Genomic DNA, 23,928 nt, shown 5'->3' with positions numbered 1-23,928 from the left:
CTAAAGTTTATGCAAAAAAATTATGAATTATTAGTCAATCTTTTTCTTCACATTATCTTTCACGTCTTCAATACCGTGACGGACTTCGCTTTCAGCTTGTTTTGCTTTGCCTTCAGCTTTATCTTTTGGATCGCCGGTAACTTCTGATGCTGCTTCTTGGACTTTACCTTCGATATTTTTAGCAGTTGCTTTAGCCCGTTCTTCTAAGCTCATTTGGTACTCCTTCTTTTATGAAAAGTTTATTTCAAAGCTACAAAACTAACTTTGAAATCCTTTGTTATTACCCTTACACAGTAGCTTAAAGTTTTTGCTAAAGCCTTCCACCACAAGGCATATTCAAGAATTTGTAATTCGTAATTCGTAATTCGTAATTCAGAAAGGTAATTGTAGTAAGCGTTCTGGCTGTTGGTTGAATATAAAATAAAGTAAAGATAGCTTAGTTATCTATGCTAAAAGACATAGAAAAAGTGCAAATATTGAATCTTCACTTTTTTTAGCTAAAAAAAACCAGTTCCATATAGGAACTGGGTTAATAAAGTTATGGGGATATTTTTTTATCTAATCTAGAAAACCCATTAGGCTTTCTGAATTGTCAATCTCATTTGATGCTATTGGACGATTACCGAATGTTGAATAGCTTTCATCAATTACCAATAAACTTGAGCCAATTGGACGAATCCCAGAGAGATTGATACTTTCAACAACTTGGAATGTATTAGCACCAATTGGACGAATGCCCATTGAATTATAGGTTTCAACTACTTCTAATGTACTGGTGCTAACGGGACGCACCCCAGCAATTGAGAGGTGTTCAGCAACTTCTAAGTCGCTAGCCCCTATAGGACGAATTGCAGAAATAGCGAGTGTTCCAGAAGCTCCCACTGGCAGTCCACTAACTTCATCGACTTTATCAGCATTCAAGCTCTGGTCTTGTTGATTTTCAACTTCCTCTATTGTTTCCCCTGGAGACTTGGCAGACTTTTGCCGAGAACTGGTTGCTTTGCCAGCGTTGCTAATAGTCATAAACGAAAACCTCTGGTTTGTTAATTGAATTTTACAATAATTAAGGAAAGATGAAATTTTTTCCCATATACTTTAGAGTTTAACCTTAAACAACCTCATATAGATATAAGAATCTTTAAAACTGATACATAAGTAAATTTAAATAAATAATTTTTGTAAAGAATTATTACTATTTATTTGCTCTAATAACCCAGCTACAATGGATACAGGGCGGAATCGTCACCATGAGATCGGGTATTTCCAGCAAAACTGTATGACAGAATTTTGTCTTCAAGCTCCCTTTAGTCCCACGGGCGATCAACCACAAGCGATCGCACAACTAACCGCTAGTATCCAAGCTGGTAATCGTTACCAAACTTTGTTAGGAGCTACTGGAACTGGCAAGACATTTTCGGTAGCAGCAGTTATTGAGAAAATTGGCAAGCCTACCTTAGTTCTGGCGCATAACAAAACCCTGGCTGCACAGCTTTGTAACGAGTTACGAGATTTCTTTCCCAACAATGCAGTCGAGTATTTCGTCAGCTACTACGATTACTATCAGCCAGAAGCGTATATTCCCGTTACCGATACTTATATTGAAAAAACCGCAGCGATTAATGATGAAATTGATATGTTGCGGCATTCAGCGACGCGATCGCTTTTTGAACGCCGTGATGTCATTGTCGTTGCTTCCATCAGTTGCATCTACGGTTTAGGAATGCCAGCAGAATACCTCAAAGCTGCCATCCCCCTTCAGATAGGTATGGAAGTAAATCAACGCCAAATTTTACGAGATTTGGCAAATGTTCAATATAGCCGCAACGACATAGAAATGGGTCGGGGAAAGTTTCGCGTCCGAGGCGATGTCTTAGAAATTGGCCCAGCATACGAAGACCGAATAATTCGTGTCGAATTCTTTGGTGATGAAATTGACGCGATTCGCTATATTGACCCGGTGACAGGTGAAATTCTCAAGAGTTTGGAAGCCGTGAATGTCTACCCCGCACGTCACTTTGTCACCCCAGAAGAACGGCTAGAAGTAGCTTGTAATGATATTGCAGCCGAGTTAAAACAGCAAAAACTAGTTTTAGAACAAGCTGGGAAACTATTAGAAGCGCAACGCATAGATCAACGTACACGCTATGACCTAGAAATGCTGCGTGAGGTAGGTTACTGCAACGGTGTCGAGAACTATTCCCGTCACTTAGCAGGAAGGCAAGCTGGAGAATCACCAGAATGTTTAATTGATTATTTTCCCAAAGATTGGCTACTAATTATCGATGAATCTCACGTTACAGTGCCCCAAATTCGCGGCATGTATAACGGTGACCAAGCGAGAAAAAAAGTTTTAATTGAACATGGATTTCGCCTTCCTAGCGCTGCTGATAACCGTCCTTTGAAAGCAGAAGAATTTTGGCAAAAGGTGAATCAGTGTATTTTTGTTTCAGCAACTCCAGGGAATTGGGAATTAGAAATTTCTGAAGATCATGTAATTGAACAAGTAATTCGACCAACTGGGGTGATTGATCCAGAAATTTCCGTGCGTCCCACCGAAGGACAAATTGATGATTTGTTAGGAGAAATTAAAGATAGAGCCGATCGCCATGAACGAGTGTTAATTACCACATTAACCAAGCGGATGGCGGAAGATTTAACAGAATATTTGCAAGACCGCAGTATAAGGGTACGGTATTTACATTCCGAAATTACTTCTATTGAGCGCATTGAAATTTTGCAGAACTTGCGCGAGGGGAAATTTGATGTATTAGTTGGTGTGAATTTGCTGCGGGAAGGCTTGGATTTACCCGAAGTTTCCTTAGTAGCAATTATGGATGCAGATAAAGAAGGTTTTTTGCGAACCGAGCGTTCCTTAATTCAAACTATTGGTAGAGCCGCGCGTCACGTCCAGGGACAAGCGATTTTGTATGCCGATAACCTGACAGGTAGCATGATTAAAGCCATTGATGAAACAGACAGGCGGCGTGGTATTCAAACGGCACATAATCGGCTGCATGGGATTACACCACAACCAATTGTGAAAAAATCAAGTAATGCGATTTTGGCTTTTTTAGATGTATCTCGGCGGTTAAATGCAACTGACTTGAAAGTTGTAGATGAACATATAGATGAACTGCCATTAGAACAGATTCCAGGGTTGATTACTCTGTTGGAAGCGCAGATGAAAGAGGCGGCGAAGAAATTGGAATTTGAAGAAGCGGCAAAATTGCGCGATCGCATTAAGCATCTCAGAGATAAAATGTTGGGACGTTAACCTGAATCTTGTGTTCACGGAAATCATGCAACATTAGCCAGCTAAGTGAGATTCAGTATTATCCAATACCAAGTGATTTTTTGTAGGCCATATCTACCACGGACACTGTTGAGCAAACTTGCAAAAATACTATGGCAAAGCGTAAAAAAAACAATCTCCAGTGGATTAAAGAAACGCTTGAACTAAAACCTGACCATCGCTGGGAATCTCCATCAGGCTACAAAATTTTTGTAGCAGATAGAGGCGCTGTTCGCTTCAACGTTCCCCAGAATTGGGTTTTTGAGCCACAAGAAAAATCCTTTAAGTTCCTCGATAAAAAACCGCCCAACGATGATTGCTGTCTGGAAGTATCTTTCAATCGTTTGCCACCCAATGACTGGAGCCAGTTTCCGTTAAAATCTACTTTAAAGAAAGTGATGGAAGACGACAGTCGTAACATCATTGCTAAGGGAGAAATTTTTACCATCAAGCGCCAAACTGCCAGGATTGTGTGGACAGAGATGAAGTTCATTGACACTCAGGAAGAACCACGGGAAGCTTTTTCACGGACTTGCATTGGTTTGGGGTCAAATGTTCAGTGCTTGATTACATTCGATTATTGGGCAGATCAAGCAGAACAATTAATACCCGTTTGGGATGAAGCGATCCGTAGTCTCACATTAGGGTTGTATATCCGTGACCCCATGACTGGTCTAGCTTTTCCAGACTGAAGCCCAAAAATCATCGCTCAAACTTCCTTGACAAATATAATGAAAATGCTATTCATCTTAGTTGGCCCAAAAGGAGCGGGTAAAACTCACATTGGAACCTTGGTTAATGCTCAGATGGCAATCAAATTTTTTCCTGTAGAGCCAATATGGATTGATTATTTGAACAATGGAGCCAAAGATCGAGATGGATGGGATATTGTTGAGGAAGAAATTAACCGAGTATTTGAAAGCAATGATCGGGTAATGATAGAGTCACTTGGTGCAGGAGAGGGTTTTACCCTGACTTTTCACGGGATGTGGAAAGTCAGAAGAGCGTTATGTTGCAAGGTCAACCAAAGCATTCATCACTGACGTTTAAAAGCACAGCTTTTAAACAAAAATGCACTCAGACAGGTATTCATCACAGAGCGATCGCAAAACTTTTCGGTCTACTGAAATTACATCTGTTTCAAGAGTAACGAAGTTGCAGAATTAATCGTGGTTTCATCGCAGGTGGCTTAACACGGTGCAAACATAAGGGATTTTCAATAAACCCATATCCCGACTTACCGAGTATCGATGATTTGAGTTGTTGAGGGAAGTATTTATCAAGGGTATTTTCACAGATGCTACTGGGCTTGAAAAGGAGTTGCCAAGGTAGATTTTTATGAGTCCCAGAAATAAACTGGTGAGGCCCTTCCTGATCATTATTGACATCAGTGAGATAGAAATTAAAAGTTAGTGATTCTTCACCGACAACATCGTAGTGCCATCTAGCAGCAGGATAATTTTGTTGTATGAAATGTTCACTTTCGGGTACGACAAGACTCCAAGTTAGATGTTGGGTAATATTAGTTGGTTCATATCCTAAAAATTTCGTAGCAATTTCAATTGCCTTGTAGTTAAATTTCACCTCATCTATGGGTCGGCATTTGTGGGTGTTAGTTACTAATCCACGATATATGTAATTTGATTTGGGCAAATTATTATATAAGAGTGCATGAAATATTTTATAAGTATTTGGTTCTATACATTCGTTATCAATAGCAAAATTAAATATTTCATCGACTAGGTTTTGCTTGAGATAAAAACCTTGGTATAAAGAAGTATTATTAATTTGCTCAAGACAGTGTTTTGTATTTATATCTTCAAAAAAAATATTGCTGAATTGTACCTTATAGGTTTTAGGGATTTTTTTGATTTTACTGCGGATGCTACGAAACCAAGAGAATCTACCAAGTTTAGTGATTAGCCGATTAGGTACTCTTTTTGAATAGTCGGTTGAAGCGTTAATATTTACCATTATTTGGGACTCACTCTTACTTTTAGGAAATAATTTAGAATACTTTCGCCATGCCAGTGTCATTGTAGATACCACAAGTATCGAATACAGAGATGTTATCAATGATGGTACGGTTGTTTACTCTCAGGATACCAAAGGGTATCTGCTGAGGTATGTGCAAAATAGAATATGTGAACAACCCAGTATAAAGCAATTAACATGGTTATATCAAGCTAGCTTGTTGATAATATTTCTAAAGATTATCTGGAGGTCACGCCAGAGCAGAAACGGAAAGTGGTTTCTGTGATTGGGCTTAGAGGGTGTTTGAAAAGTTTTGAGGGGTCAAATTTTATGCTAATCGCCTCACCATGATCCGGATCATGGCAAGGTAGATAAACGTCTCCGATGTTTCCGGCAATAACTCATAGTCTCTGACCAATCGCCGACACCCCAACAGCCTCAAGCAGCTTTTTAAGATGAAATAGCCCTGGAATTTATCTATCTTAGGGATTATTTTTAAAACGGATAATAGCAAGTATGATGCTATTAACAAATTATTTGCTCCCAAAGGGGGTTTCTAAGTTTTAAGAATTAACTCTTTTTTTAAGAGTTAAAGCAAAATTTGAATATGAAATCACGGCGTTGCTGAGTGGAAACATGAATTTGTATTACGCACAGTAAGACACTTGCGTGGAGGATAGGTATCCCGAATTAAGAAAAGTGTCCATCACACAGAGTCGCAGATATAGGACTCATCTTTGATTTCTAAAAAATCAAATTGGCTAGAAGCTTGCCATACAAAGGTTTGTTTCTCAGTATGCTTAGTAAGATTCAAGTATGATTCCTATAGTAAAAGTTGAGAAGAATTTATTTTTGAGTTTTATATCCTAATTCAGCAACGCCAACGTCTTTCTTAAATACAGATCAAGCCAAGAGGATAAGTAGAACTCTTGACTAAAGTTTTACTTAGAGATTGTTTGAAAAGTCTAATTTATTACTCGCCTTGCCGACTAGAAGTCGCGGCTACACAGACAAAACCCATCTGCGTGGGTTCAAACCCTTGTTTTTGCGTTAGTCCGCGCAAGCGGACTTGGTTTGTGTATTAGCGAATTATATTCGTCCAAAACTTAGGAGTTTTATATGTTAAAACAATTAGCTCTAAGGTTTCCACTGCTGTACGATATTTTTCACGAAAACTATAAAGGTTTAACTAAAAACCCAAAATGGTTGTTAATGCGAAAAGTTGCTAGATTTCGTTTAGGACGAGCTGTCAGAGAATTTTTATTTGAACTTATAAATCCATCAAACGAGTACTCAATAAATGAAAATTCTACTATTTTCCCAGATATTGACGTAGATGAAGTAGTTAACAGTCTGAAAACAGATGGTTTTTATTTAGGTATTAATCTTCCTGAAGAAATACTGCAAGAAATAGTTATATTTGCTCATTCTCATCCTTGCTATGGTAATCGCAAAACGAACTTAGGTTTTTACTATCATCAAAAGGAATTAGCAGAAAGCTATTATAGTCAAGAACTGAAATTAGCTGGTTATTTCAACACTGCTTCGCTCTGTCCTGCTATAAAAAAATTACAAAATGACCCAAAGTTATTAGCAATAGCATTTCAGTATTTAAAGCATAAGCCTGTACATCAATCAACTTTATTGTGGTGGAGTTTTTCAGGGGAAACTACAGAGCAACAAAAAAAACGAACATTTCAAATGTTTCACTATGACCTAGATGACTATCGCTTTTTTAAATTTTTCTTTTATTTGACTGATGTTGATGTGTATAGTGGACCTCACGTCTGCGTGCAAGGAAGCCATAAAAAAAAGAAAATTTCATATTTGTTAGTAGCTAAATCAGAAACAGACGAGGAAATTATCAACTATTATGGAGAAAAATCATTAGTAACTATTTATGGAAAAGCAGGCTTTGGTTTTGCAGAAAATACGTTCTGCTTTCATAAAGGTATAACTCCAGTCAATCGAGACCGCCTGATGTTACAACTAGAGTTTGGTACAGTTGATTACGGTATGCAAGATGATATACGAGAACCTTCACTATTACAAGTAATGAATGAATAATATCAATTTTAATTGGGTATGAAATATTAGGCATGGAGTAAAAACTTTTAGACTATTGACTCAGAACTCTCATCGGCTGGACTGGTATCCATACGGTAAAAATTGAGCCAATTTCCACAGTGGATTCTACTTCAATGCGACCCCGATGCAGTTCTATAAGTTGTTTAGTTAAAGCTAAACCGAGTCCAGTACCTTCGTAGCGGCGGTGGTAGGGTGTATCGAGTTGCTGGAATTTTTCAAACAGTAGAGTCAATATATCAATCCAGATGTAGTTCATTTTGATGTTCTGATCTTTGATGAAGCATCTCAGCTTCGGACTGAGGATGTTGTTCCTTCAATTATCCGTTCAAATCAAGTCATTGTGATTGGGGACAATAAACAGCTTCCTCCCACTTCATTTTTTTCAACCGGAGACAGCCAAGAAGATATCGATAATGAGGATGATGCAAGCTATGAAACCGTTTTGGATGAATGTTCAAAATTTATGTTTGCACACATGTTGAAATGGCACTATCGCAGTCAGGATGAGCGTTTGATTGCTTTCTCCAACTGTCATTTTTACGGCAACGAATTAGTTACATTTCCAAATCCAGTTCAAAATCCAGATTTGGGAGTGTGGTTTAAGCACGTTTCTGATGGTGTTTACGATCGCGGTAAACGCAGAGATAATCGACGCGAGGCTAAAGTGGTTGCTCAGTTGGCGTTGGAGCATTTTCAACGATTTCCCGAACAATCCCTTGGTATTATTGCCTTTAGCGAAGCCCAAGCCGACGCGATTCGAGAGCAAATTGAAATTTTGGGGAAAGAATATCCTGATCTAGAGACATTTTGCACTGATAACTCACCTCAGTTTTTTTTGAAAGCACTAGAAAACGTTCAGGGTGATGAGCGAGATGCCATCATACTCAGCGTTGGGTATGCTCGTGATGATCAAGGTAAACTTTCTCTCAACTTTGGCCCCTTAAATCGGCAAGGTGGAGAACGACGGCTCAATGTCCCTGTCACGCGGGCAAAAAGTAAAATTACACTCGTTTCTTCTATTGTGGCTGGTGACATCGGGCCAACACGCGCCCAAAGCAAAGGTGTAAAATTACTGTACGATTACCTGGAGTTCGCAGCCAGTGGTGGAAAAAAACTGCAAGGTAACTCTTACACAGATACTCTCCATTTTGACTCGCCATTTGAAGAAGATGTTTACCATGTCTTAGTCCAGCAGGGATACACTATCCGCACCCAAGTTGGATGCTCAGGATACCGGATTGACCTTGGTGTAGTCAATAGCGATCGCCCTGGTGAGTTTTTACTGGGGATTGAGTGTGATGGTGCATCTTACCATAGTTCACCTCCTGCCAGAGATCGCGTAGGCGTTAGCCCGTCGTAGACATCGCCTCAGACAACAGGTGCTTGAAAGGCTTGGTTGGGAAATTCACCGTATTTGGTCAACAGACTGGTTTCGTAACAAACCTGTTCAAGTTCGTCTGTTGATAGAAAAGATTAAACAATTACAACAAATCAGATAGAATCTCGTTGCTAACAAAGATCCAGAAATTGCATATATCTACGTAAACTGGTTGCGATCGCCTATAGCTGCTCTCGTAGCCAATTTGGATTCTGGGTAGTGCCGTCGAAAATTAGTCAATTATATTACCTTGGTAGAAATTGCTTTGAAAACAATAACAATTACAGAACGCCGGAAGTGACAGAAGTTTATTGAAGTTTATCAACCGTTGGGGTTTTGATGCTATTGAAGGTACGATTTAAGCCCTAACCATGAGAGTTCGTGACAAATTGCTGAAATAAAAGTGCAGACAATTGAAGCAGAGACTAATTAAATTTGGGTATTTCAAACTGGGGCATTTGGAACTGCGGCACTTGGAACTGTGGCACTTGAAACTGGGGCATTTGGAACTGCGGCACTTGGAACTGTGGCACTTGAAACTGCGGCACTTGAGACTGTGACACTGGAGGCAATAATGTCCCTCCTCTGACCCATTTCATCTCTGCATCAGAAAGTTCTTCCATTTCAACTTGGTTGAAAGTTAGCTGTGTATAGTTTTTTATTTTTGCCATAATTCTCCTTCTAGGGTGAAAAAACACAATACATCAATAATATATCTCGAATGGCTTCGGTCGCAGGTCTTCCTGTTTATGCATATTAGGATTACAGAAGTGGATTCGTTGTAGATGAGTTTCCAATCAAGCTGCTTGATAATGCAGGATTATAATCTGTGATTTGACGATCGCATTCGCTATTTAGAGCGATGTCTACTTCTTGTGCATCTCACACACAATTTCTAAATATGTAGTAGCATGTTGTCGAGTTGGGGCGATGTCTACAACAGGCTACGCCTACACTATCATTCAGTTTTAGAACATCTCAGTGAAAATAGTATTTTATTTAAAAATGACGGGTGATTGCCGATACTACACAAAAGCAATTACATCATCTGGCATTGCATTAAGTAGACAAAAAGCGAAAGTCCGCTACTGAGAAGTGCGGGCAATCTTGAGTATTTATGATTACTATGCTTACCAAGGGGTTAACCACTAGCTCCCCAGTAAATATAGAAAGCCTGTTTGTGATTATCCGCAAACAGACTTGACTTTTTCACATTTCTAATTAAGCTTGCTCCCAAAGCTCACGGATACGGTCAGGGAGCCAGCCAGCAATTTCCTGAATCCGCTCTTGGGAAAGTTCGTCTTTGGTGGCAGAAAACACTGCTTTAACCGCCTGCTCTGCCTCGACTGTTCCTGGAACTCCTCCTTCATTCGCAACCCGCGTGAGAAATAGATTGGAATCAATTCCAATGGGAGCCGGGCCTCTTAAAGGTTGACGGATTCTACTTAAAAATCTCACAATTGGATTGGTGTCTTTCCAAAGTTCTGCCACTTCAAACTGGAGTGCTTTCTCATCCGTAGGCACAGCCTCTGTATGCAGTTCTGCCTCGACGCGATCGCTAGCTTCTGTGGTCATTAAGTCGCGCATAACGCGAAATACAACTTCGGTAAAGTCTCTTGCGTCATACAAATCCGCAAATCCGCTTTGAACCATGACCTTTTCAAGAAACGAGCGATGTTCGTCTGCGATCGCAGTTCGAGTATCTTCAATTTCTGTTGGGTCAATTTCTGGAATGTTTGTTCTAAAACTTTGATCGGGCATTGTTTTTTCTTGTGGTTATTAATTTTGAGTCTTTATGCTTACTTTATGTAAGGTCGCACAAATCAAAAACCATTAACATCATCCAGAAGTTTGAACTACGATCTATTCAAAAGTTAGAAATTCATCTAATCTGCGTCGCAAAGCAAGAAGGTCATGCTTGAGGGTAAGCGATTTCCCTTCACTGAGCAGAGCAATACTCGTGCGTTTATGCCCATTGTAGACATCACCCATTGGTGTCGAAAAACAGTCAGAATAGATGAATTGGTATAAAATCAACCGAAACAAAGATGGTAGAAACAACACACATCGAAATTAACACTTGCTATGTCAAAGTACCTAACAATGACTTAGAAATCGATGCTTACTTAGCTCAACCAGCACATAAAGGAACCTTTGGCGCGGTTATAGTTTTTCCAGAAATTTTTGGAATCAACAGTAACATTCGAGATATCACCGAACTAATCGCTAAACAAGGTTATGTAGCAATAGCTCCAGCCATGTATCAACGTATTGCTCCCGGTTTTGAGGCTGATTTTAGCCCTGAAGATGTTGGGTTTAGTCCAGAAAGCTATAGGCTGGGGTTGGAATACTATCAACAAGTAAAGTATCAAGATATCTTAAGTGATATTCAAGCTGCGATCGCCTACTTAAAAACTTTACCCAATGTCAAAGATGATGCAATCGGTGTCATTGGTTTTTGTTTTGGCGGTCATGTTGCTTACATCGCTGCGACTTTCCCTGATATCAAAGCAACAGCTTCGTTTTATGGTGGTGGGATTACCACTTCTAGTTATGGCGAAGAGACTCCAACCATTAATCGGACTTCAGAAATTAAAGGTACTATTTATACCTTTTTTGGTACAAGAGATACATTAGTTTCCCAGGAAGAAAACGAGCAAATTGAGGCAGAATTAAAAAAACATCACATCAATCATCGTGTATTTCGATACGATGCTGGACATGGATTCTTCGCGGGATTTTTCAAAGACAAGTACCCATTTATGGAACAACACCCAAGTTACAATTCTGAAGCTGCTCCTGATGCTTGGAAACATGTTCTAGAACTATTTCAAAAACACTTGTAAAACACAGTTTAAGGTTTACTTTATAATCACCTCTCAAACATGCGATCGCAGTAATACCAATTTTATGCGAAGTTGCACATTATTTTGAACCATCCCAACCTCCCTTTGATAAGGGGAGGTGTCGCAGGCGGTGGGGTTCTTTCTATGCGTCTTCATACGGAAATGGTATGAGCACGATATTATTGCTTTTAAGCTTTGGAATTTTTAAGCAGTAATTGACAACCACATAAGAATGGGTTTGGACTTTCTGTGCGATCGTCCACAAGCACTTCAATGGGAAGCTTACTGTTGTAAATCAATTCGTCATAATCCATCAATGCATCCCACTTGATCTTGCCAGTCGGGAAGCCTAGCTGTGAAGTAGCATCAGATATTAATTCTTGCCATTTCTGAATCTCTGGATCTTGCGATTTGCAGTAATCGAGAATGGCAATAAATGCACCAGGCTTGGTAACTCGTAGGATCTCCTCAAGAGCACGAACTGGATCATCAACGACACAAAGGGTAAATCCCGACGCTGCGGCATCAAAGCTATTATCAGGAGAATCAAGATTGCACATATCTGATATCTTAAAGGTGATGTCTGCGGATACGCGCTTTTTACGTGCTTCATCCAGCATCTTTTGAGAAAGATCAACACCGAGGACATGGACACCTTCAGGGTAAGCTGAAAGATTAAGACCTGTTCCTACCGCAGCATCGAGCACGGTTTGTCCTGGCTTAAGCTGTAAGGAAGCAATGAGCGGTTCGCGCTCGATGTGCCAGTAACGCTTCATAATTGCGTCATAATCCACTGCTCCCTGATTGTAAGCTTCAATCACCTGATTTATCTGCATAGGTTTCTTAAGAAATAGGACTACTTTTCTAAGTATCTGTTCAAATATGTGGTGTATGAGCACCAAAGCCTTGTATATCATACTACCAGCGAGATAACTTAACAATAGATAAAGTATTGAAAGTTGCTAACGCAGAAATTGAGCAATAGTTAGTAAAAATAAGCTCAGTAGCGTACTGAACGACAACAGGCGGTCATCATCATAGAATAGAGTCTTTTGTTACTATGAGTTGCATAGCACATGGCATCCCAACGAGAAGCTGTTATTTTTGTTCATAGTTTTTATCTTGGTAGAGATACAAATCACTTTATTGATTGTTTATCCGTTGGTCTTATAGAGGTTTTAGAGTTCCCCAGAGTACAGGAAATAGGAGAAGAAAAGATAACAGGACACATTGGAAAGAAATTCAATTAATTTATTTACTATTGAGCAAATCAAGACCATCCTCGTAACTTCTTATGTACCGATGCTAGATACCACATATAATCATCAATTTTGTAATTATCAGCAGCTTTAACTATATAATCCTGAGCTAAATCAAGATTATTCTCGGCTTCGTAATATAATCCCAAGTAAAGATGACTGTAAAAATTTCTCTTTATCCCTTCTGATTGACCAACAGTTAAAACATCATCTGTTGTACAATTTCCCGCATACAAATCATATACGCGCTGCATAATACGTCGAGGGTCATTTTTCACAGTTAGTAAAGAATTACGTGCCTCTTCAACACCTAACGAACGAGCTATGCAAAGATATCGCCATACTGTTTCTTCTACATCTTGAGCATTCACAGTCAAATCTATCTCAAATTGTTGAGCGCCTTCAGCATATCTTTCTGCATAATAATACGATAATCCCCGTTGCCACAGGTAAGGTTTAATACGGGCATCCAATTGCTCTGCCATGTCAAAATCTTGAATAGATTCATCAATTTTGGCTAGTTGAAAGTTAACCATGCCCCGGCGAATGTAAGCATTAGGGTTTTTTGGCTGATTGCGAATGGTTTCGTTCCACTGCTGGAGTTGATTTTCCAGAGAATTTGAAAAAAACATGAGTTTGCCTAGCTAATATACATTAAATAGAATATTTTCAGGCTTGGGGAGAACTCGTCAATCCCTAAAATGAGTAAAGTTTTGTCATACTAAATTCTTAGCGTTATATTTCCACTTTTCCATGACCAGCGTGATTGAATTTCCTTGGCAGCAAGAAGCAATTATTCTCCACAGCCAATACCTAATAAATAGTTTTCAGCATTGGACGGGAAATTCTTTGCTGGATGTCAATGATTTACCACTTGAAACAGCACAGGCATTATTTGAAGCGCCCTTTGCCCTAGTTTCTCACGGCACCGAGTCCGACCCCATTTTTAACTACGGTAATCGTAAAGCATTAGAACTATGGCAGCTTTCTTGGGAAGAATTTACTAAAATGCCTTCCCGCAAATCGGCTGAAGAAGTAGTACAGGAAGAACGCAATCGCCTTTTAGCAGAAGCAGCAACTAAAGGCTTTAGCTATTTTTCTGGTGTGCGGATCACCAGCACTGGTAAACGCTTTGAGATCCAAGATGGCATCCTCTGGAATCTCCTAGACGAGCAAAATCAATTGTGCGGTCAAGCAGCGGTGTACTCTAAGTGTACGTTTATCATATAATCACTACCTCATAAATATAAGTATTAATTATTTACTTAGTTAAAGCGAGATCCATCCACGAGGTAGAAGAAACTACTTACGAAATTCAGTATTGTGGTACTACAGTCTTAAAATCAGGAAAAAACGCCCGTGGTACCCATTAGAGATAATAATCCCACAGTAATCACGCCTTATGTAACTTATGGACTGATTGCTGCCAATGTCCTTGCTTTCCTTTATGAAGCAAGTCTTCCGCCACAAGCATTAAATGGATTTTTACACCTTGCGGCTGTAGTACCACGAGAACTTACCTTAAGCTTTGGTGGTATCTCTGTAAATCAACCAGTGCCAGAGTGGGCAACTTTGATTACCTCGCAATTTTTGCACGGTGGTTTATTGCATTTAGGCGGCAATATGTTGTTTCTCTGGATTTTTGGTAACAACGTTGAAGATAAGTTGGGCCATGCCAAATATTTGCTGTTCTATTTATCTTGTGGAGTTTTGGCATCCTTAACCCAGTGGTTCTTCGCTCAAGATTCTAGCATTCCTTCTTTGGGTGCAAGTGGTGCGATCGCAGGTATTCTAGGAGCGTACATTCTGCGCTTTCCCAATGCCGAAGTTCTCGGCATAGTGCCCTTAGGCATTTTCTTCCCGACTTTCCGTGTCCCGGCATATTTCTTTTTGGGATTCTGGTTTCTCGAACAAGCCTTCTACGGACTTGCTAGTCTCGAAACACGTACCAACATCGGCATGGAAAGCGGTGGTATTGCCTACTGGGCACACGCAGGCGGGTTTATCTTTGGGGCAATTCTTGGCCCATTGTTGGGTTTGTTTAACGATAAATCACAGGAAGAATCTTGGTATAATTAATTCTTCAGTACATCATTATAACTTTCAATCAAGCTGATTGATTAAATAGGTGAAATTGCCTAAGCTTCGCAACTGCTAGCCTTACAAGCTATATTGCAGTTAGTGAATAAATTAGGAAAAACACCTGTGTTTCCCCTCTACGACGAAAATCCGACGCGAATCACCCCGTATTTCACCTACGGGTTAATTGGCATGAATATTTTAGTTTTTCTTCACGAGGTGAGCCTGTCAAATGCACAATTGAGTCAGTTTTTAAGTCAGTATGCAGTAATACCTCAAGAGTTAACCACCAATTGGAGCGCAGAGTGGATAACGTTATTTACGTCACAATTCTTACACGGTGGTTGGTGGCACTTAATCTCGAATATGTTGTTTCTCTGGGTTTTTGGCAACAATATCGAAGACCGATTAGGTCATGCCAAATATCTGATTTTTTATTTGGCATGTGGTGCTTTAGCTGCTTTATGCCAATGGTTTATTGGCATAAATTCTGAGATTCCTTCCTTGGGAGCAAGTGGTGCAATTTCTGGGGTTTTGGGTGCCTACATTATCCGCTTTCCCCAAGCTAGAGTCATGACCCTAGTATTTTTGGGGATTTTCGTCACCACAATTAGAGTGCCAGCGCTAGTAATAATTGGACTTTTCTTTGTGCAGAATGTAATCTCCGGTCTTGCTACGCTGCAAACAGCGGCTAACATGAGCGTACAAACTGGTGGAGTTGCCTATTGGGCGCACATCGGTGGTTTTGTCTTTGGGGTGATTCTCGCTCCCCTATTTGGGTTGTTTAGGCAGGACTAAGTATATAATTTCCGAAATTTATAGCAGAATAATTGCTACCTATCAATCCTCTGCGTATCCTCTGCGTTGAAATTTCCACCCTCGATTCACCACGGTTTTACCCAAAGCTGTACTAAGCAATTCAAAATGAGGAGATGCTATCTTGGCAATCCACTATTTAGGAAACTATTAGTTTTTACCCGCAGCCGCTGAAACTTCTTCTGATTCTTGTACTTCAGATGTAAAGGTTGATGATTGTACGACTTCTTCAGGTAGAGAAACAATGATATCAGCACCGTTGATAATTGCTCCCAATAACCCCAGTTCCGATTCAACCAATTGATCAATAGCTTCACCTAGCATGTTCTCTTGTGTATAGTGGGGTCGCGCCACTAGTACGATGCCATCGCTGTAGGGTTGGATTAACAAAGGGTCATTAGATATGCTGAGGGGACTAGTATCTAAAATAACTAAATCGAAACGTTCGCGGACATCCTCAATCAGCCGCCGCATTTCGCTAGATTCAAGAATCGCAGCTGATTGCCGCACAGGGCCAGGACTCGGAAGAATGTATAAATTTTCCACATCAGGGACTAAACGAATACATTCACTTAAATTAGCGTAATAACGCAGGGGTTCAATAGTGGCGTCGGGGTCAGGAATTACATTCAAGGATGTACAACGCGAAGGCGATCGCAAATCTGTTTCGATTATCAAGGTTCTTTTACCAGCACGGGCTGAAGCTATACCCAAGTTATATGCACTTGCCGTTTTACCCTCTAGGCTACTGGTGCTAGTAATCAACACCACCTTTAAGGCTTTACCACCAACCCGGCGCAGATTACTGCGGAACTTCTCATAATATTCTAAATAAGGAGAATCCGCAGAGAGTACTACCGGCACGGCTTCTTGATCCAAATCATCAACTGGCATTAAAGGCAATTCTCCCAACAGTGCCACTTCCCGTTGCTTGAGGCTCTCGCGGATATCCTCCCTGGTTTTGAAAGTACCTTCCAGTGATCCCAACAAGAATATTACCCCGCCACCAATCAACACACCTAAAAACCCACCCACAGCAAGGGTAATAGGCACACTCTTGGGGGGTTTGATGTCAGCAGCCGCTGTGGGGCGTCTGGCAATGCTGAGACTGCTGGTAGTTTCGGCCTCTGCGGTTTTAGAATCGGTTAGCTTCGCCTGCATTTGGTCATATATGGCTTTTTTGAGTGCAACCTCTTGTTCTAAACGCGATCGCTCTAATTGCTTATTGGGTATCAGAGAATACTCTCGCCGTAGTCGCGCTTCTTGTTGGATCTCTTGAATTAGTTGTTGTTGCAGCGTCTCCCGTTGGGTTTGCAAAGACACCATTTGGTTTGCCAACTGCTGGCGGGCTGGATCTAAGCTACTTTGGGCGCGAATACCTGCAATACTACCCCGAAGCGGAGCAGCTGTTCCATCACCACCTAATACCTCTGTAGCGCGTTGTTGCAGCAATTCCTCAGCAGCTTGTTTCTGACGCAACAATTGAACCATCGTTGGGTGTTCCGGTCGTAAATCTTTTCTGAGTACGGCGATTTGCGACTCACTTTGATAAATTTGCGATCGCAAATTACCAATAATTGGATCTGCACTCAAAGCAGAAGAAATATAAGCCTGTCCGACTGTTAAGCCTAACTTATTTTCTAAACTGTTAACTTGACCATCAACCCCAGAAATAGTTAATTGAATTTGCCGTTGTAGATTTTGGCTGGTAGTAATGGCATTTAGCAAGCTGCCATTCTCCGCTGCCAATATTGCTGTTCGTTCTATGCGATCGTACTGTTCCAGCTTCTTTTCAGCAACTTGCAATTCCTGTTTAGCTTGTGGTAAGCGCTCGTTAATCTTTTCAATAATTGCTTGTAATCGCCCAGTATTGATCTCACTGCTCAACTTAATCATTGATTGCATCAATTCCCCCAAGACCTCTATGGCTCGTTGGCGGTCACTATCTACATATTTCAGTTCAAAGATACTCGATTCTAATTCTCCAGTCCTGGCATTTTTTTTAGGTAGAGAAAGGACAACACTTGTAGCTAACTGTTTTGGTTTGATGTTTACTTTCTCTGCCACTGTCGCAATTATCTGGTTTGATAATAAAACTTCCTCATTCAGTTCCTTTCCTTGTTGTTGGATTTGAGTACCAGTTGCAGAGAAAGAAACTGGTGGGCCAGAATAGGTAAGTGCGGCAGATGCTATGTAGTTAGTAGCTGGCTCTGGCTGCATAGCCACCACCATTGACCCCGCTACAACTAAACCAAAACTAGCTAGTCCAATCCACTTGTATTTTTCAAAAGCAATAAGATAGCGCTTAACAATTGGTGGGGTCATGGTAGGGGGATATAGAATCAGTAATCAGTTGTCAATTTTTATTTGCTATTGGTCACCATTATCTCTTCCATCTCGGACAAGAGGTAAGAGTCACTAATTTGAACCACTACCGAAGTTGTCAAAAAATCGGAGAAAGGACTGGACATTGAAGAAGGGTTGGGTAATGGTAGTCAAGAAATTAGTAATTCTACCGATGAGGTTCCGACCAACAACAATAACATCATTATCTTGAAGCGCCACATTTTGAGATGCATCGCCTCCTAGAGCTTTTTTAGCATCAAGTTTCTGGGTAACAGCTTTACCTTGTTCAGGATCAAAGCGAACCAGAGCGATATCTCGCAGGTTAGCAGTGTCGAGATTTACTCCTCCCAAAGCATCTACAAATGTACTGCCGTTAGGCAGTGCTTGAATGGCAATACCTCCCGCAGCGTAGTTTAAAACCCGGACTCTAATCTGTGGTGTGGCCAAGGATGAACGTGCTACCAAATTGCGATCATAACCATCATCATTACCAACTTCACGACGGGGGATGAGTATCGCATCTCCGTCTTGTAAGCGTAAATTAGGAATTGAACCGCCATTTTGCAGTGCTGCATATAAGTCAATAGTTTGTGAAATCACAGAACCATCGATTAATTTCCGGCGTACTTGCACTTGTCGCAGGTCTGCATTTAACGTTGAACCACCAGATACTAGCAAGGCATCAGCAACACGGGGTGTTGTTGAATTAATCGGATAAATTCCTGGTCTAAATATTTCTCCACTAATGGTAACTTGAACTGGTCGCGTCCCCGCCAAGGATACTACTACGATTGGATCTGGTAAAATTCGACTTAAACCCAAGCGAATTTTTTCTTGAGCTTCTTCCAAAGTTAAACCTTGTAATGAAACCGTTCCCACTTGCGGTACTACGATGTTGCCTTCTGGACTAATTACAGCTTGAAAACTTAAGTCTTGGCGCTGCGATGCTAGACCTAAAACTATTACTGGATCAACTACATAACGATTTAAACCCAAGCGAATTTTTTCTTGAGCTTCTTCCAAAGTTAAACCTTGTAAAGAAACTGTTCCTAGTAGCGGCACCACAATATTACCTTCGGGGTTGATTAAAGCTTGAAAGCTCAAATCTGGAAAGCGCTGAACCGAAACGCTAATTCCATCTCCTATTCCTAAGCGGTATGGGCCAGGAGGACGCTGAAGCACAACACCAATTACATCTCCTGGCCCCAAAAGGTAGCGGCTGAGTTGGGGGGAAATTTCGTCATTTGCACCTGGAGGCACAACCTCAGTACCTGGCACAGGCGAAGGGGGTTGCCCTGGTGATTGTCCTTGAGGTGGAAAAGGCTGGGCAACAACAAGCTGGATAGGTGTTGTTAAAAAAACTCCGACTTGAAGACTGACAAAACACAGGGCGCTGAATCCACGCATATAAGAATTAGGATCTATGAACATCGGTGCAGGAAAACTGAATATAAAAAGTAGTCGCGCCGAGTGGTAATCTTACTCTAAAAATTTCCTAAATGTCTTTTTTATCTGCAAGTATTTTACCAACAAAAAGTAGAAAACTTTTGCCAATTTTAATTTATAAGTTCATATTTGTAACCTGAACGCAATTGTAGAGGTACTTCTGAATAATCTTTGCATAAATGCATTTGTAACAGGCTCTACAAAGGGCCTGCCATCAATACAGCTTGTACTGTTTCGCCGATAGACTCGGCTAAAGACCAAGATGTTTCTACCTGTCCCAAAGGTTCCATTGGAATCAGAATACTCACGCCCACCCAAGGAGTGCGTTGCTTACGCCACTGGGCCAATTGATCTGCCAAAAACCAGTGGAAAGGTGATGGATTTCCGCCGTCTGGCATAGCGTACCATTGTAAGACAGCGAAAGTTTGCTGTGGTGTGGAGGCGCGAAAAAACCTAGCTTCTACTTTCGTCTCGACATTTGAAGCCAACTTTGCAGACGGTTTCACAGTAAATTCAGCAGAACGAGATTGAGCTACATCCCACTTTCCCCAGCGTGATCTTCCCCAGCCGTTAACGTCTGTCCACTCCACCTCTGGTTGATCCATAGGGCCATTTTGTGGCAGCAAAAGCAGGATTGCCTGGAATTGGGAAGCTTCTTTTTTAATTACCTGCAAAGACCATTTATGTTCGCCAATTTGCTGTTCTGCTTGTTCAATAGTTTGCCAACCAGGAAGGGCTAACCCAGTCTTGCGGATCTGCCTTAACTCGTTGAGGGTAGTAACAGGTGGCGGCTGTTTCCATTGCCAGCGCCCTGTCAGGTATCCGGGAACCCCTCCTATTGCCAACAATAGTAGCAATAACAAAAGTGCTGCTACCTGACTCAGTTGGTTTTCCTTGAAAAACTTGGAGATGGAAATCATCAGTAAAATTTATAATACTTAGGCAAAATTTTACTTCATAAAATCACACCATGAGTTCAGTAATATTTATGAGTAGAGAAGAGACAAGGGGACAAGGGGTGAGAACTTGAAACAAGTCTTTCCCCTTGTCCCCAAGTTCTCTTGACAAATGACAAATGACTAATGACTAATGACTTTCCCCTTCTTGCTGAGTTTCTAGAGATGCTGAAAAATAGCTATTAATCCAATTCAGTAAGGGCACTAATGACACCAGCATACAAGCAGAGTAGAGGTCACCACCCCAACCATCATGCAGCCATTTAAAAGCCGCTTCTTGACCTGTGCCGTGAAAGAAAGTCAGTAAAGTATTACGAATGATATTGGCAGTAGTACTAACGATCGCAGCAAGAGATAAAAACGATATAGTTGTACGGCGTGAAGACAAAGCGTCTGTCCAATAAAGCAGCATCAAGCCGACGTAGAGAGTAGTAAACAACATTTTCAGCCCTGCACAATAGGGAGCAACTTCCACAATCCGTCCTCCTACGTAGAGATTTATCTCATCTACGGTTACGTCCATACCAAATTGATTCAGTATAAAGCCTGCTGTGCCAGCGATGAAGCTTTGGAGAGGCAAGGTATAGGGAGCAATGAGATAGGGGACTGCCGTTGGGGTTGCCAGAAATATTAGTAGCAGGGGGAATCCTTGCGATCGCAAACCTGCTATTCCCTTAAACCACAAGCATAATCCTGCTAGCATAACGGGCAAGGAAAGGTTAACCCACTCTGTAACACCGCTAAGATAAAAAACTGCCCCTAATAACAAGAAAACAGTGCTCAAAGGATGCATGGTATCTGGTAAACGTGTCCACTGTTTCCGGTTTATCCAGGCCAGATAAGCAGCAAATGGTAAACCAATAATTCCGTGGCTGAAATATTCGTGTTCTGTACTGATATTTTTGTGCAGCCAACCATCCAGCCAGTGTAGCAATATAGGAGCATAAAGCAGCAGCAAAACACCTAAAATAGCTAGATTTAATAAGCCTGAGGCGTTTCTGTTTTTAACCTGTTGCCGGAGTGCCATGATTTTCAGTATTTCAAAAACTTTGGTCATTGGTCATTAGTCATTGGTCATTAGTTTTAGACAAAGCACAAATGACTAATTGCTTAGATGCACATTAGGTATGAATTAACTTTAGGCTACCACGCTTCCAAGTTCAGTAGGGGAGGGTTTATCTGCCTCAGAAATTGTTGAGGCTGCATTGGCGATCGCTGCTACAACTTCTTTGACTTGGCTACTGCTCAAACCAGGATACATCGGTAATGATAATATTTGCTGTGACAGTTTTTCTGCTTGGGGAAAATCTCCAGGCTGATAGCCTAAATTGGTGAATGCCGGCTGGAGATGACAGGGAATTGGGTAGTGAATGCCAGTTTGAATTCCTACTGCTGTGAGTTTTTCCTGGAGTTGCTGGCGTTCTATTGGGCAAGAGTCATCTACTCTGATGACATAGAGATGATAAACGTGTCCTGTACCACTTTGGTTTTCCATAGGGATAATGCCAGCAGTTGCCAAGGGTGCTAGTTCGTTATCATACTGCTGGGCAATAGTCAGGCGATCGCGATTCCACTGTGGCAAATATGGTAGTTTCTCGTGCAAAACTGCTGCTTGTAAAGTATCCAAGCGGCTATTTGTACCTGGTTCAGTATGAAAATACTTTTGCGATGCGCCATAATTTCGCAAGCGCACCATCTTTTGGGCTACATCTGAATCTTGTGTCAGCAGCATTCCCCCATCCCCAAATGCTCCCAAATTTTTGCTGGGATAGAAACTAAAAGCTGCTCCTATGCCTACTGAACCAGCATAATATCCGTCTCTTTCGGCGAGGTGTGCTTGGGCTGCATCTTCAAAAATTAGTAGTTTGTAGGTATCGGCAAAGTTCAATAACTGGCGTGGTGATACCATCTGACCATAGAGATGTACAGGGATAATTGCTTTAGTATGAGGCGTAATTGCTTTTGCTGCCGCCTCTAAGTCAATTAAAGCTGTTTGGCGATCGCAATCTACCAGAATTGGCTTGGCACCCGCGCGTAGTACCCCAATTAAGGTTGCTACAAAAGTGTTTGCTGGTAAAATCACTTCATCGCCAGCACCAATATTACACGCTTGCAATCCCAGAGCGATCGCATCTGTTCCTGATGCAACACCAACTCCATAAGCTGCCCCAGACGCTGCCGCAAATGCTGCTTCAAAATCTGAGACTGCTTGCCCTAAAATAAAATCTCCCTGTTCCAATACAGATTGGATTGCTTCTTGCAATTGCGTTTGAATTGGTTCGTGTTGTAACTTCAGGTCTACAAAAGGAACTCTAATAGTCATTTTATTCATTACCACTTGTCCTCAAAAAGATATTTACTCCGATGAAAAATATAGAAAAGCCTGCACAATTTTCTGTGTGAAATTGTAATAGGTTCAATCTATCGGATGAAGAGTTTTATTAACTATCTAGGATTGTCAGTCATCGCTACTAGCTGTCATGAGTAAGAATGGCTATAAAAATTACATAAATATAATTATTGTAAGTAAAATTACGCTGAATATTGCAATAAGATTTTTCCCTTCTGTACATAAACAATGACAGACCTTTGGTATTGTATCCTTAGCCTTAGGTTACCCTGACTAAATCCAAATCTAACGCAGTCTGATTGCAAAATCTCAAGCAATAGAGACTAAAACAGTTCTAAACAGAGAACATTCAGCACCAGTAACTAGTAACTGGTAAAGGCCGCATTACCGACTTAATGGAAGCGGTAGAAAATTTTTGCCCTCAACTTGTTTGTCAGAGGCAAAATTAGGGAATGCTTAAAAATAGCAATTGATAACCTAGAAATAGGACTTATATCAATTACAGTATCGAGAAATTATTAAGGTAGCAGTGGCAATGGTAGAGCCTGAAAACAAATTATTTGCCCTAAAGGATGGTTGGGATTCTCATGAAACAAGAGAACAACAACGCCTCAAAGCTTTGTCAGATTTAGGTTTGCGGCAACCAGAAACGATTCCGGTTTTTGAAGAAGCCACACAGACTGCTGCCCACTTTTTGGAAGCACCAATATCCATATTGGGATTTTTGGATCAAGAACGCCATTGGTTCAAATCGGCGGTGGGCTTATCTAGGTTGGGACTCATGAATCATTTGGCACAAAGCCGCCAACTAGCACGCCGGGAATCCTTTTGCACTCAGGTAGTAGAGAGTTTTCAAATATTTGTAATTACTGGAGTTTAGACTAGGCAACAAGAAAAGACTCAGCAACGCTGAGTTGAAAAGAAACAGACTTCAGAGATGAAAATCTACACTACTAAGCAGATTCTGATTGCTCTTTGCGGGGCTTGGTTGTAGTTTTTTTAACTATGGGGTAGCGAATTCTACGTTTACGTGGTTGATCCGTCTTCCAGCCTGGAGACTTTCCGCGAGATTTGGGTGGTTGGGCTGGAGTACCAATC

23 protein-coding genes and 4 pseudogenes are annotated in these 23,928 nt (G+C 41.0%); 13 read left to right on the top strand and 14 right to left on the bottom strand.

Translation table 11 applies throughout. The features are described from left to right. Positions 1-30: 30 nt before the first annotated feature. A complete protein-coding gene (locus F8R90_RS23400) occupies positions 31-213 on the bottom strand; it encodes a CsbD family protein (protein ID WP_196512668.1) in 183 nt (60 codons plus the stop codon). Between the two features lie 345 nt (positions 214-558). After that, positions 559-1,023 carry a hypothetical protein gene (locus F8R90_RS23395; RefSeq protein ID WP_196512667.1) on the bottom strand — a complete coding sequence of 155 codons (465 nt, stop codon included), beginning with the start codon at positions 1,021-1,023 and terminating at the stop codon, positions 559-561. A 253-nt stretch (positions 1,024-1,276) separates the two neighbouring features. Between F8R90_RS23395 and uvrB the strand changes: the two genes are divergently transcribed. From uvrB to F8R90_RS23380, 3 genes are all read left to right on the top strand, one after another. Further along, complete coding sequence (uvrB, locus tag F8R90_RS23390; protein ID WP_196512666.1) at positions 1,277-3,274, top strand: excinuclease ABC subunit UvrB; 1,998 nt, start codon at positions 1,277-1,279, stop codon at positions 3,272-3,274. 131 nt (positions 3,275-3,405) lie between these two features. Continuing rightward, positions 3,406-3,984, top strand: a complete 579-nt coding sequence (locus tag F8R90_RS23385; RefSeq protein ID WP_196512665.1) for a hypothetical protein — start codon at positions 3,406-3,408, stop codon at positions 3,982-3,984. 45 nt (positions 3,985-4,029) lie between these two features. Continuing rightward, positions 4,030-4,335 carry a hypothetical protein gene (locus F8R90_RS23380; RefSeq protein ID WP_196512664.1) on the top strand — a complete coding sequence of 102 codons (306 nt, stop codon included), beginning with the start codon at positions 4,030-4,032 and terminating at the stop codon, positions 4,333-4,335. A 97-nt stretch (positions 4,336-4,432) separates the two neighbouring features. On the opposite strand, the gene F8R90_RS23375 is transcribed toward F8R90_RS23380, so the two are convergent. Both F8R90_RS23375 and F8R90_RS23370 read right to left on the bottom strand, forming a co-directional pair. Then, positions 4,433-5,266: a hypothetical protein gene (locus tag F8R90_RS23375; RefSeq protein WP_196512663.1), complete on the bottom strand. Its 834-nt coding sequence runs from the start codon at positions 5,264-5,266 to the stop codon at positions 4,433-4,435. A 328-nt stretch (positions 5,267-5,594) separates the two neighbouring features. Further along, a pseudogene (locus F8R90_RS23370) lies at positions 5,595-5,690 on the bottom strand (IS5/IS1182 family transposase); the annotation flags it as partial. 695 nt (positions 5,691-6,385) lie between these two features. On the opposite strand from F8R90_RS23370, the gene F8R90_RS23365 reads away from it, so the two are divergent. Beyond that, positions 6,386-7,333, top strand: a complete 948-nt coding sequence (locus F8R90_RS23365) for a hypothetical protein (protein WP_196512662.1) — start codon at positions 6,386-6,388, stop codon at positions 7,331-7,333. A gap of 52 nt (positions 7,334-7,385) precedes the next feature. Here the strand turns inward: F8R90_RS23365 and F8R90_RS23360 are convergent, their stop codons facing one another. Next, the gene (locus tag F8R90_RS23360; protein ID WP_269141789.1) at positions 7,386-7,643 is read right to left on the bottom strand and encodes an ATP-binding protein; all 258 of its coding nucleotides are present in this window, start codon (positions 7,641-7,643) and stop codon (positions 7,386-7,388) included. On the opposite strand from F8R90_RS23360, the pseudogene F8R90_RS33925 reads away from it, so the two are divergent. The 3 genes and pseudogenes from F8R90_RS33925 to F8R90_RS33920 all read left to right on the top strand — a co-directional run. Then, a pseudogene (locus F8R90_RS33925) lies at positions 7,620-7,673 on the top strand (hypothetical protein); the annotation flags it as partial. The gene F8R90_RS23360 and the pseudogene F8R90_RS33925 sit on opposite strands and share 24 nt — an antisense overlap. 21 nt (positions 7,674-7,694) lie before the next feature. Next, complete coding sequence (locus F8R90_RS23355) at positions 7,695-8,714, top strand: AAA domain-containing protein (protein WP_196512661.1); 1,020 nt, start codon at positions 7,695-7,697, stop codon at positions 8,712-8,714. Positions 8,715-8,727: 13 nt separating this feature from the next. Further along, positions 8,728-8,853, top strand: a pseudogene (locus F8R90_RS33920) (hypothetical protein); the annotation flags it as partial. A 304-nt stretch (positions 8,854-9,157) separates the two neighbouring features. Here F8R90_RS33920 and F8R90_RS23345 read toward each other — a convergent pair. Together F8R90_RS23345 and F8R90_RS23340 are read right to left on the bottom strand one after the other, a co-directional pair. After that, on the bottom strand, positions 9,158-9,403 hold the full coding sequence (locus F8R90_RS23345) for a hypothetical protein (protein WP_196512659.1): 246 nt from the start codon (positions 9,401-9,403) through the stop codon (positions 9,158-9,160). Positions 9,404-9,953: 550 nt separating this feature from the next. Continuing rightward, positions 9,954-10,493 carry a DUF2267 domain-containing protein gene (locus tag F8R90_RS23340; protein WP_190893812.1) on the bottom strand — a complete coding sequence of 180 codons (540 nt, stop codon included), beginning with the start codon at positions 10,491-10,493 and terminating at the stop codon, positions 9,954-9,956. A 287-nt stretch (positions 10,494-10,780) separates the two neighbouring features. On the opposite strand from F8R90_RS23340, the gene F8R90_RS23335 reads away from it, so the two are divergent. Continuing rightward, positions 10,781-11,578, top strand: coding sequence for a dienelactone hydrolase family protein (locus F8R90_RS23335; protein WP_196512658.1), 798 nt, complete (start codon positions 10,781-10,783; stop codon positions 11,576-11,578). Positions 11,579-11,766: 188 nt separating this feature from the next. Here F8R90_RS23335 and F8R90_RS23330 read toward each other — a convergent pair whose 3' ends face one another. Then, positions 11,767-12,414, bottom strand: a complete 648-nt coding sequence (locus F8R90_RS23330) for a class I SAM-dependent methyltransferase (RefSeq protein ID WP_196512657.1) — start codon at positions 12,412-12,414, stop codon at positions 11,767-11,769. 240 nt (positions 12,415-12,654) lie between these two features. On the opposite strand from F8R90_RS23330, the gene F8R90_RS33080 reads away from it, so the two are divergent. Continuing rightward, complete coding sequence (locus F8R90_RS33080) at positions 12,655-12,828, top strand: hypothetical protein (RefSeq protein ID WP_230966707.1); 174 nt, start codon at positions 12,655-12,657, stop codon at positions 12,826-12,828. A gap of 20 nt (positions 12,829-12,848) precedes the next feature. Here the strand turns inward: F8R90_RS33080 and F8R90_RS23325 are convergent, their stop codons facing one another. Next, a complete protein-coding gene (locus F8R90_RS23325; RefSeq protein ID WP_196512656.1) occupies positions 12,849-13,469 on the bottom strand; it encodes a tetratricopeptide repeat protein in 621 nt (206 codons plus the stop codon). A 121-nt stretch (positions 13,470-13,590) separates the two neighbouring features. Between F8R90_RS23325 and F8R90_RS23320 the strand changes: the two genes are divergently transcribed. The 3 genes from F8R90_RS23320 (at position 13,591) to F8R90_RS23310 (ending at position 15,714) form a co-directional block, all read left to right on the top strand. Further along, on the top strand, positions 13,591-14,067 hold the full coding sequence (locus F8R90_RS23320) for an MEKHLA domain-containing protein (protein WP_196512655.1): 477 nt from the start codon (positions 13,591-13,593) through the stop codon (positions 14,065-14,067). A gap of 129 nt (positions 14,068-14,196) precedes the next feature. Continuing rightward, complete coding sequence (locus F8R90_RS23315; RefSeq protein WP_196512654.1) at positions 14,197-14,916, top strand: rhomboid family intramembrane serine protease; 720 nt, start codon at positions 14,197-14,199, stop codon at positions 14,914-14,916. Between the two features lie 126 nt (positions 14,917-15,042). After that, positions 15,043-15,714 (top strand): rhomboid family intramembrane serine protease, encoded by a 672-nt coding sequence (locus F8R90_RS23310; RefSeq protein WP_196512680.1) that lies wholly within the window; start codon positions 15,043-15,045, stop codon positions 15,712-15,714. A 168-nt stretch (positions 15,715-15,882) separates the two neighbouring features. Here the strand turns inward: F8R90_RS23310 and F8R90_RS23305 are convergent, their stop codons facing one another. From F8R90_RS23305 to F8R90_RS23285, 5 genes are all read right to left on the bottom strand, one after another. Beyond that, positions 15,883-18,057: a GumC family protein gene (locus tag F8R90_RS23305; RefSeq protein WP_196512653.1), complete on the bottom strand. Its 2,175-nt coding sequence runs from the start codon at positions 18,055-18,057 to the stop codon at positions 15,883-15,885. Positions 18,058-18,150: 93 nt separating this feature from the next. Continuing rightward, positions 18,151-19,509 (bottom strand): polysaccharide biosynthesis/export family protein, encoded by a 1,359-nt coding sequence (locus tag F8R90_RS23300; protein WP_190893804.1) that lies wholly within the window; start codon positions 19,507-19,509, stop codon positions 18,151-18,153. A 212-nt stretch (positions 19,510-19,721) separates the two neighbouring features. Beyond that, positions 19,722-20,444 (bottom strand): cyanoexosortase B system-associated protein, encoded by a 723-nt coding sequence (locus F8R90_RS23295; protein ID WP_196512652.1) that lies wholly within the window; start codon positions 20,442-20,444, stop codon positions 19,722-19,724. Between the two features lie 166 nt (positions 20,445-20,610). Continuing rightward, positions 20,611-21,507: a cyanoexosortase B gene (gene crtB / locus F8R90_RS23290; protein WP_196512679.1), complete on the bottom strand. Its 897-nt coding sequence runs from the start codon at positions 21,505-21,507 to the stop codon at positions 20,611-20,613. Positions 21,508-21,618: 111 nt separating this feature from the next. After that, the gene (locus F8R90_RS23285) at positions 21,619-22,812 is read right to left on the bottom strand and encodes a DegT/DnrJ/EryC1/StrS family aminotransferase (RefSeq protein WP_196512651.1); all 1,194 of its coding nucleotides are present in this window, start codon (positions 22,810-22,812) and stop codon (positions 21,619-21,621) included. Positions 22,813-23,365: 553 nt separating this feature from the next. On the opposite strand from F8R90_RS23285, the pseudogene F8R90_RS23280 reads away from it, so the two are divergent. Further along, positions 23,366-23,698: pseudogene (locus F8R90_RS23280) on the top strand (histidine kinase); the annotation flags it as partial. Positions 23,699-23,928: the final 230 nt, after the last annotated feature.

It is taken from the genome of Nostoc sp. NZL, from assembly GCF_015714705.1.
Lineage (GTDB): Bacteria > Cyanobacteriota > Cyanobacteriia > Cyanobacteriales > Nostocaceae > Nostoc > Nostoc foliaceum_A.
The sequence above is the reverse complement of the archived record's forward strand: the minus strand, read 5'-3'. Positions and strand labels throughout refer to the sequence as shown.

Coding starts and splice junctions, on each gene's coding strand:
- F8R90_RS23400 (WP_196512668.1), bottom strand. CDS start 213: ATGAGCTTAGAAGAACGGGCTAAAGCAACTGCTAAAAATATCGAAGGT.
- F8R90_RS23340 (WP_190893812.1), bottom strand. CDS start 10,493: ATGCCCGATCAAAGTTTTAGAACAAACATTCCAGAAATTGACCCAACA.
- F8R90_RS23385 (WP_196512665.1), top strand. CDS start 3,406: ATGGCAAAGCGTAAAAAAAACAATCTCCAGTGGATTAAAGAAACGCTT.
- F8R90_RS23330 (WP_196512657.1), bottom strand. CDS start 12,414: ATGCAGATAAATCAGGTGATTGAAGCTTACAATCAGGGAGCAGTGGAT.
- F8R90_RS23305 (WP_196512653.1), bottom strand. CDS start 18,057: ATGACCCCACCAATTGTTAAGCGCTATCTTATTGCTTTTGAAAAATAC.
- F8R90_RS23365 (WP_196512662.1), top strand. CDS start 6,386: ATGTTAAAACAATTAGCTCTAAGGTTTCCACTGCTGTACGATATTTTT.
- F8R90_RS23380 (WP_196512664.1), top strand. CDS start 4,030: ATGCTATTCATCTTAGTTGGCCCAAAAGGAGCGGGTAAAACTCACATT.
- F8R90_RS23345 (WP_196512659.1), bottom strand. CDS start 9,403: ATGGCAAAAATAAAAAACTATACACAGCTAACTTTCAACCAAGTTGAA.
- F8R90_RS23335 (WP_196512658.1), top strand. CDS start 10,781: ATGGTAGAAACAACACACATCGAAATTAACACTTGCTATGTCAAAGTA.
- F8R90_RS23295 (WP_196512652.1), bottom strand. CDS start 20,444: ATGATTTCCATCTCCAAGTTTTTCAAGGAAAACCAACTGAGTCAGGTA.
- crtB (WP_196512679.1), bottom strand. CDS start 21,507: ATGGCACTCCGGCAACAGGTTAAAAACAGAAACGCCTCAGGCTTATTA.
- F8R90_RS33080 (WP_230966707.1), top strand. CDS start 12,655: ATGGCATCCCAACGAGAAGCTGTTATTTTTGTTCATAGTTTTTATCTT.
- F8R90_RS23375 (WP_196512663.1), bottom strand. CDS start 5,266: ATGGTAAATATTAACGCTTCAACCGACTATTCAAAAAGAGTACCTAAT.
- F8R90_RS23325 (WP_196512656.1), bottom strand. CDS start 13,469: ATGTTTTTTTCAAATTCTCTGGAAAATCAACTCCAGCAGTGGAACGAA.
- F8R90_RS23300 (WP_190893804.1), bottom strand. CDS start 19,509: ATGTTCATAGATCCTAATTCTTATATGCGTGGATTCAGCGCCCTGTGT.
- F8R90_RS23395 (WP_196512667.1), bottom strand. CDS start 1,023: ATGACTATTAGCAACGCTGGCAAAGCAACCAGTTCTCGGCAAAAGTCT.
- uvrB (WP_196512666.1), top strand. CDS start 1,277: ATGACAGAATTTTGTCTTCAAGCTCCCTTTAGTCCCACGGGCGATCAA.
- F8R90_RS23320 (WP_196512655.1), top strand. CDS start 13,591: ATGACCAGCGTGATTGAATTTCCTTGGCAGCAAGAAGCAATTATTCTC.
- F8R90_RS23285 (WP_196512651.1), bottom strand. CDS start 22,812: ATGAATAAAATGACTATTAGAGTTCCTTTTGTAGACCTGAAGTTACAA.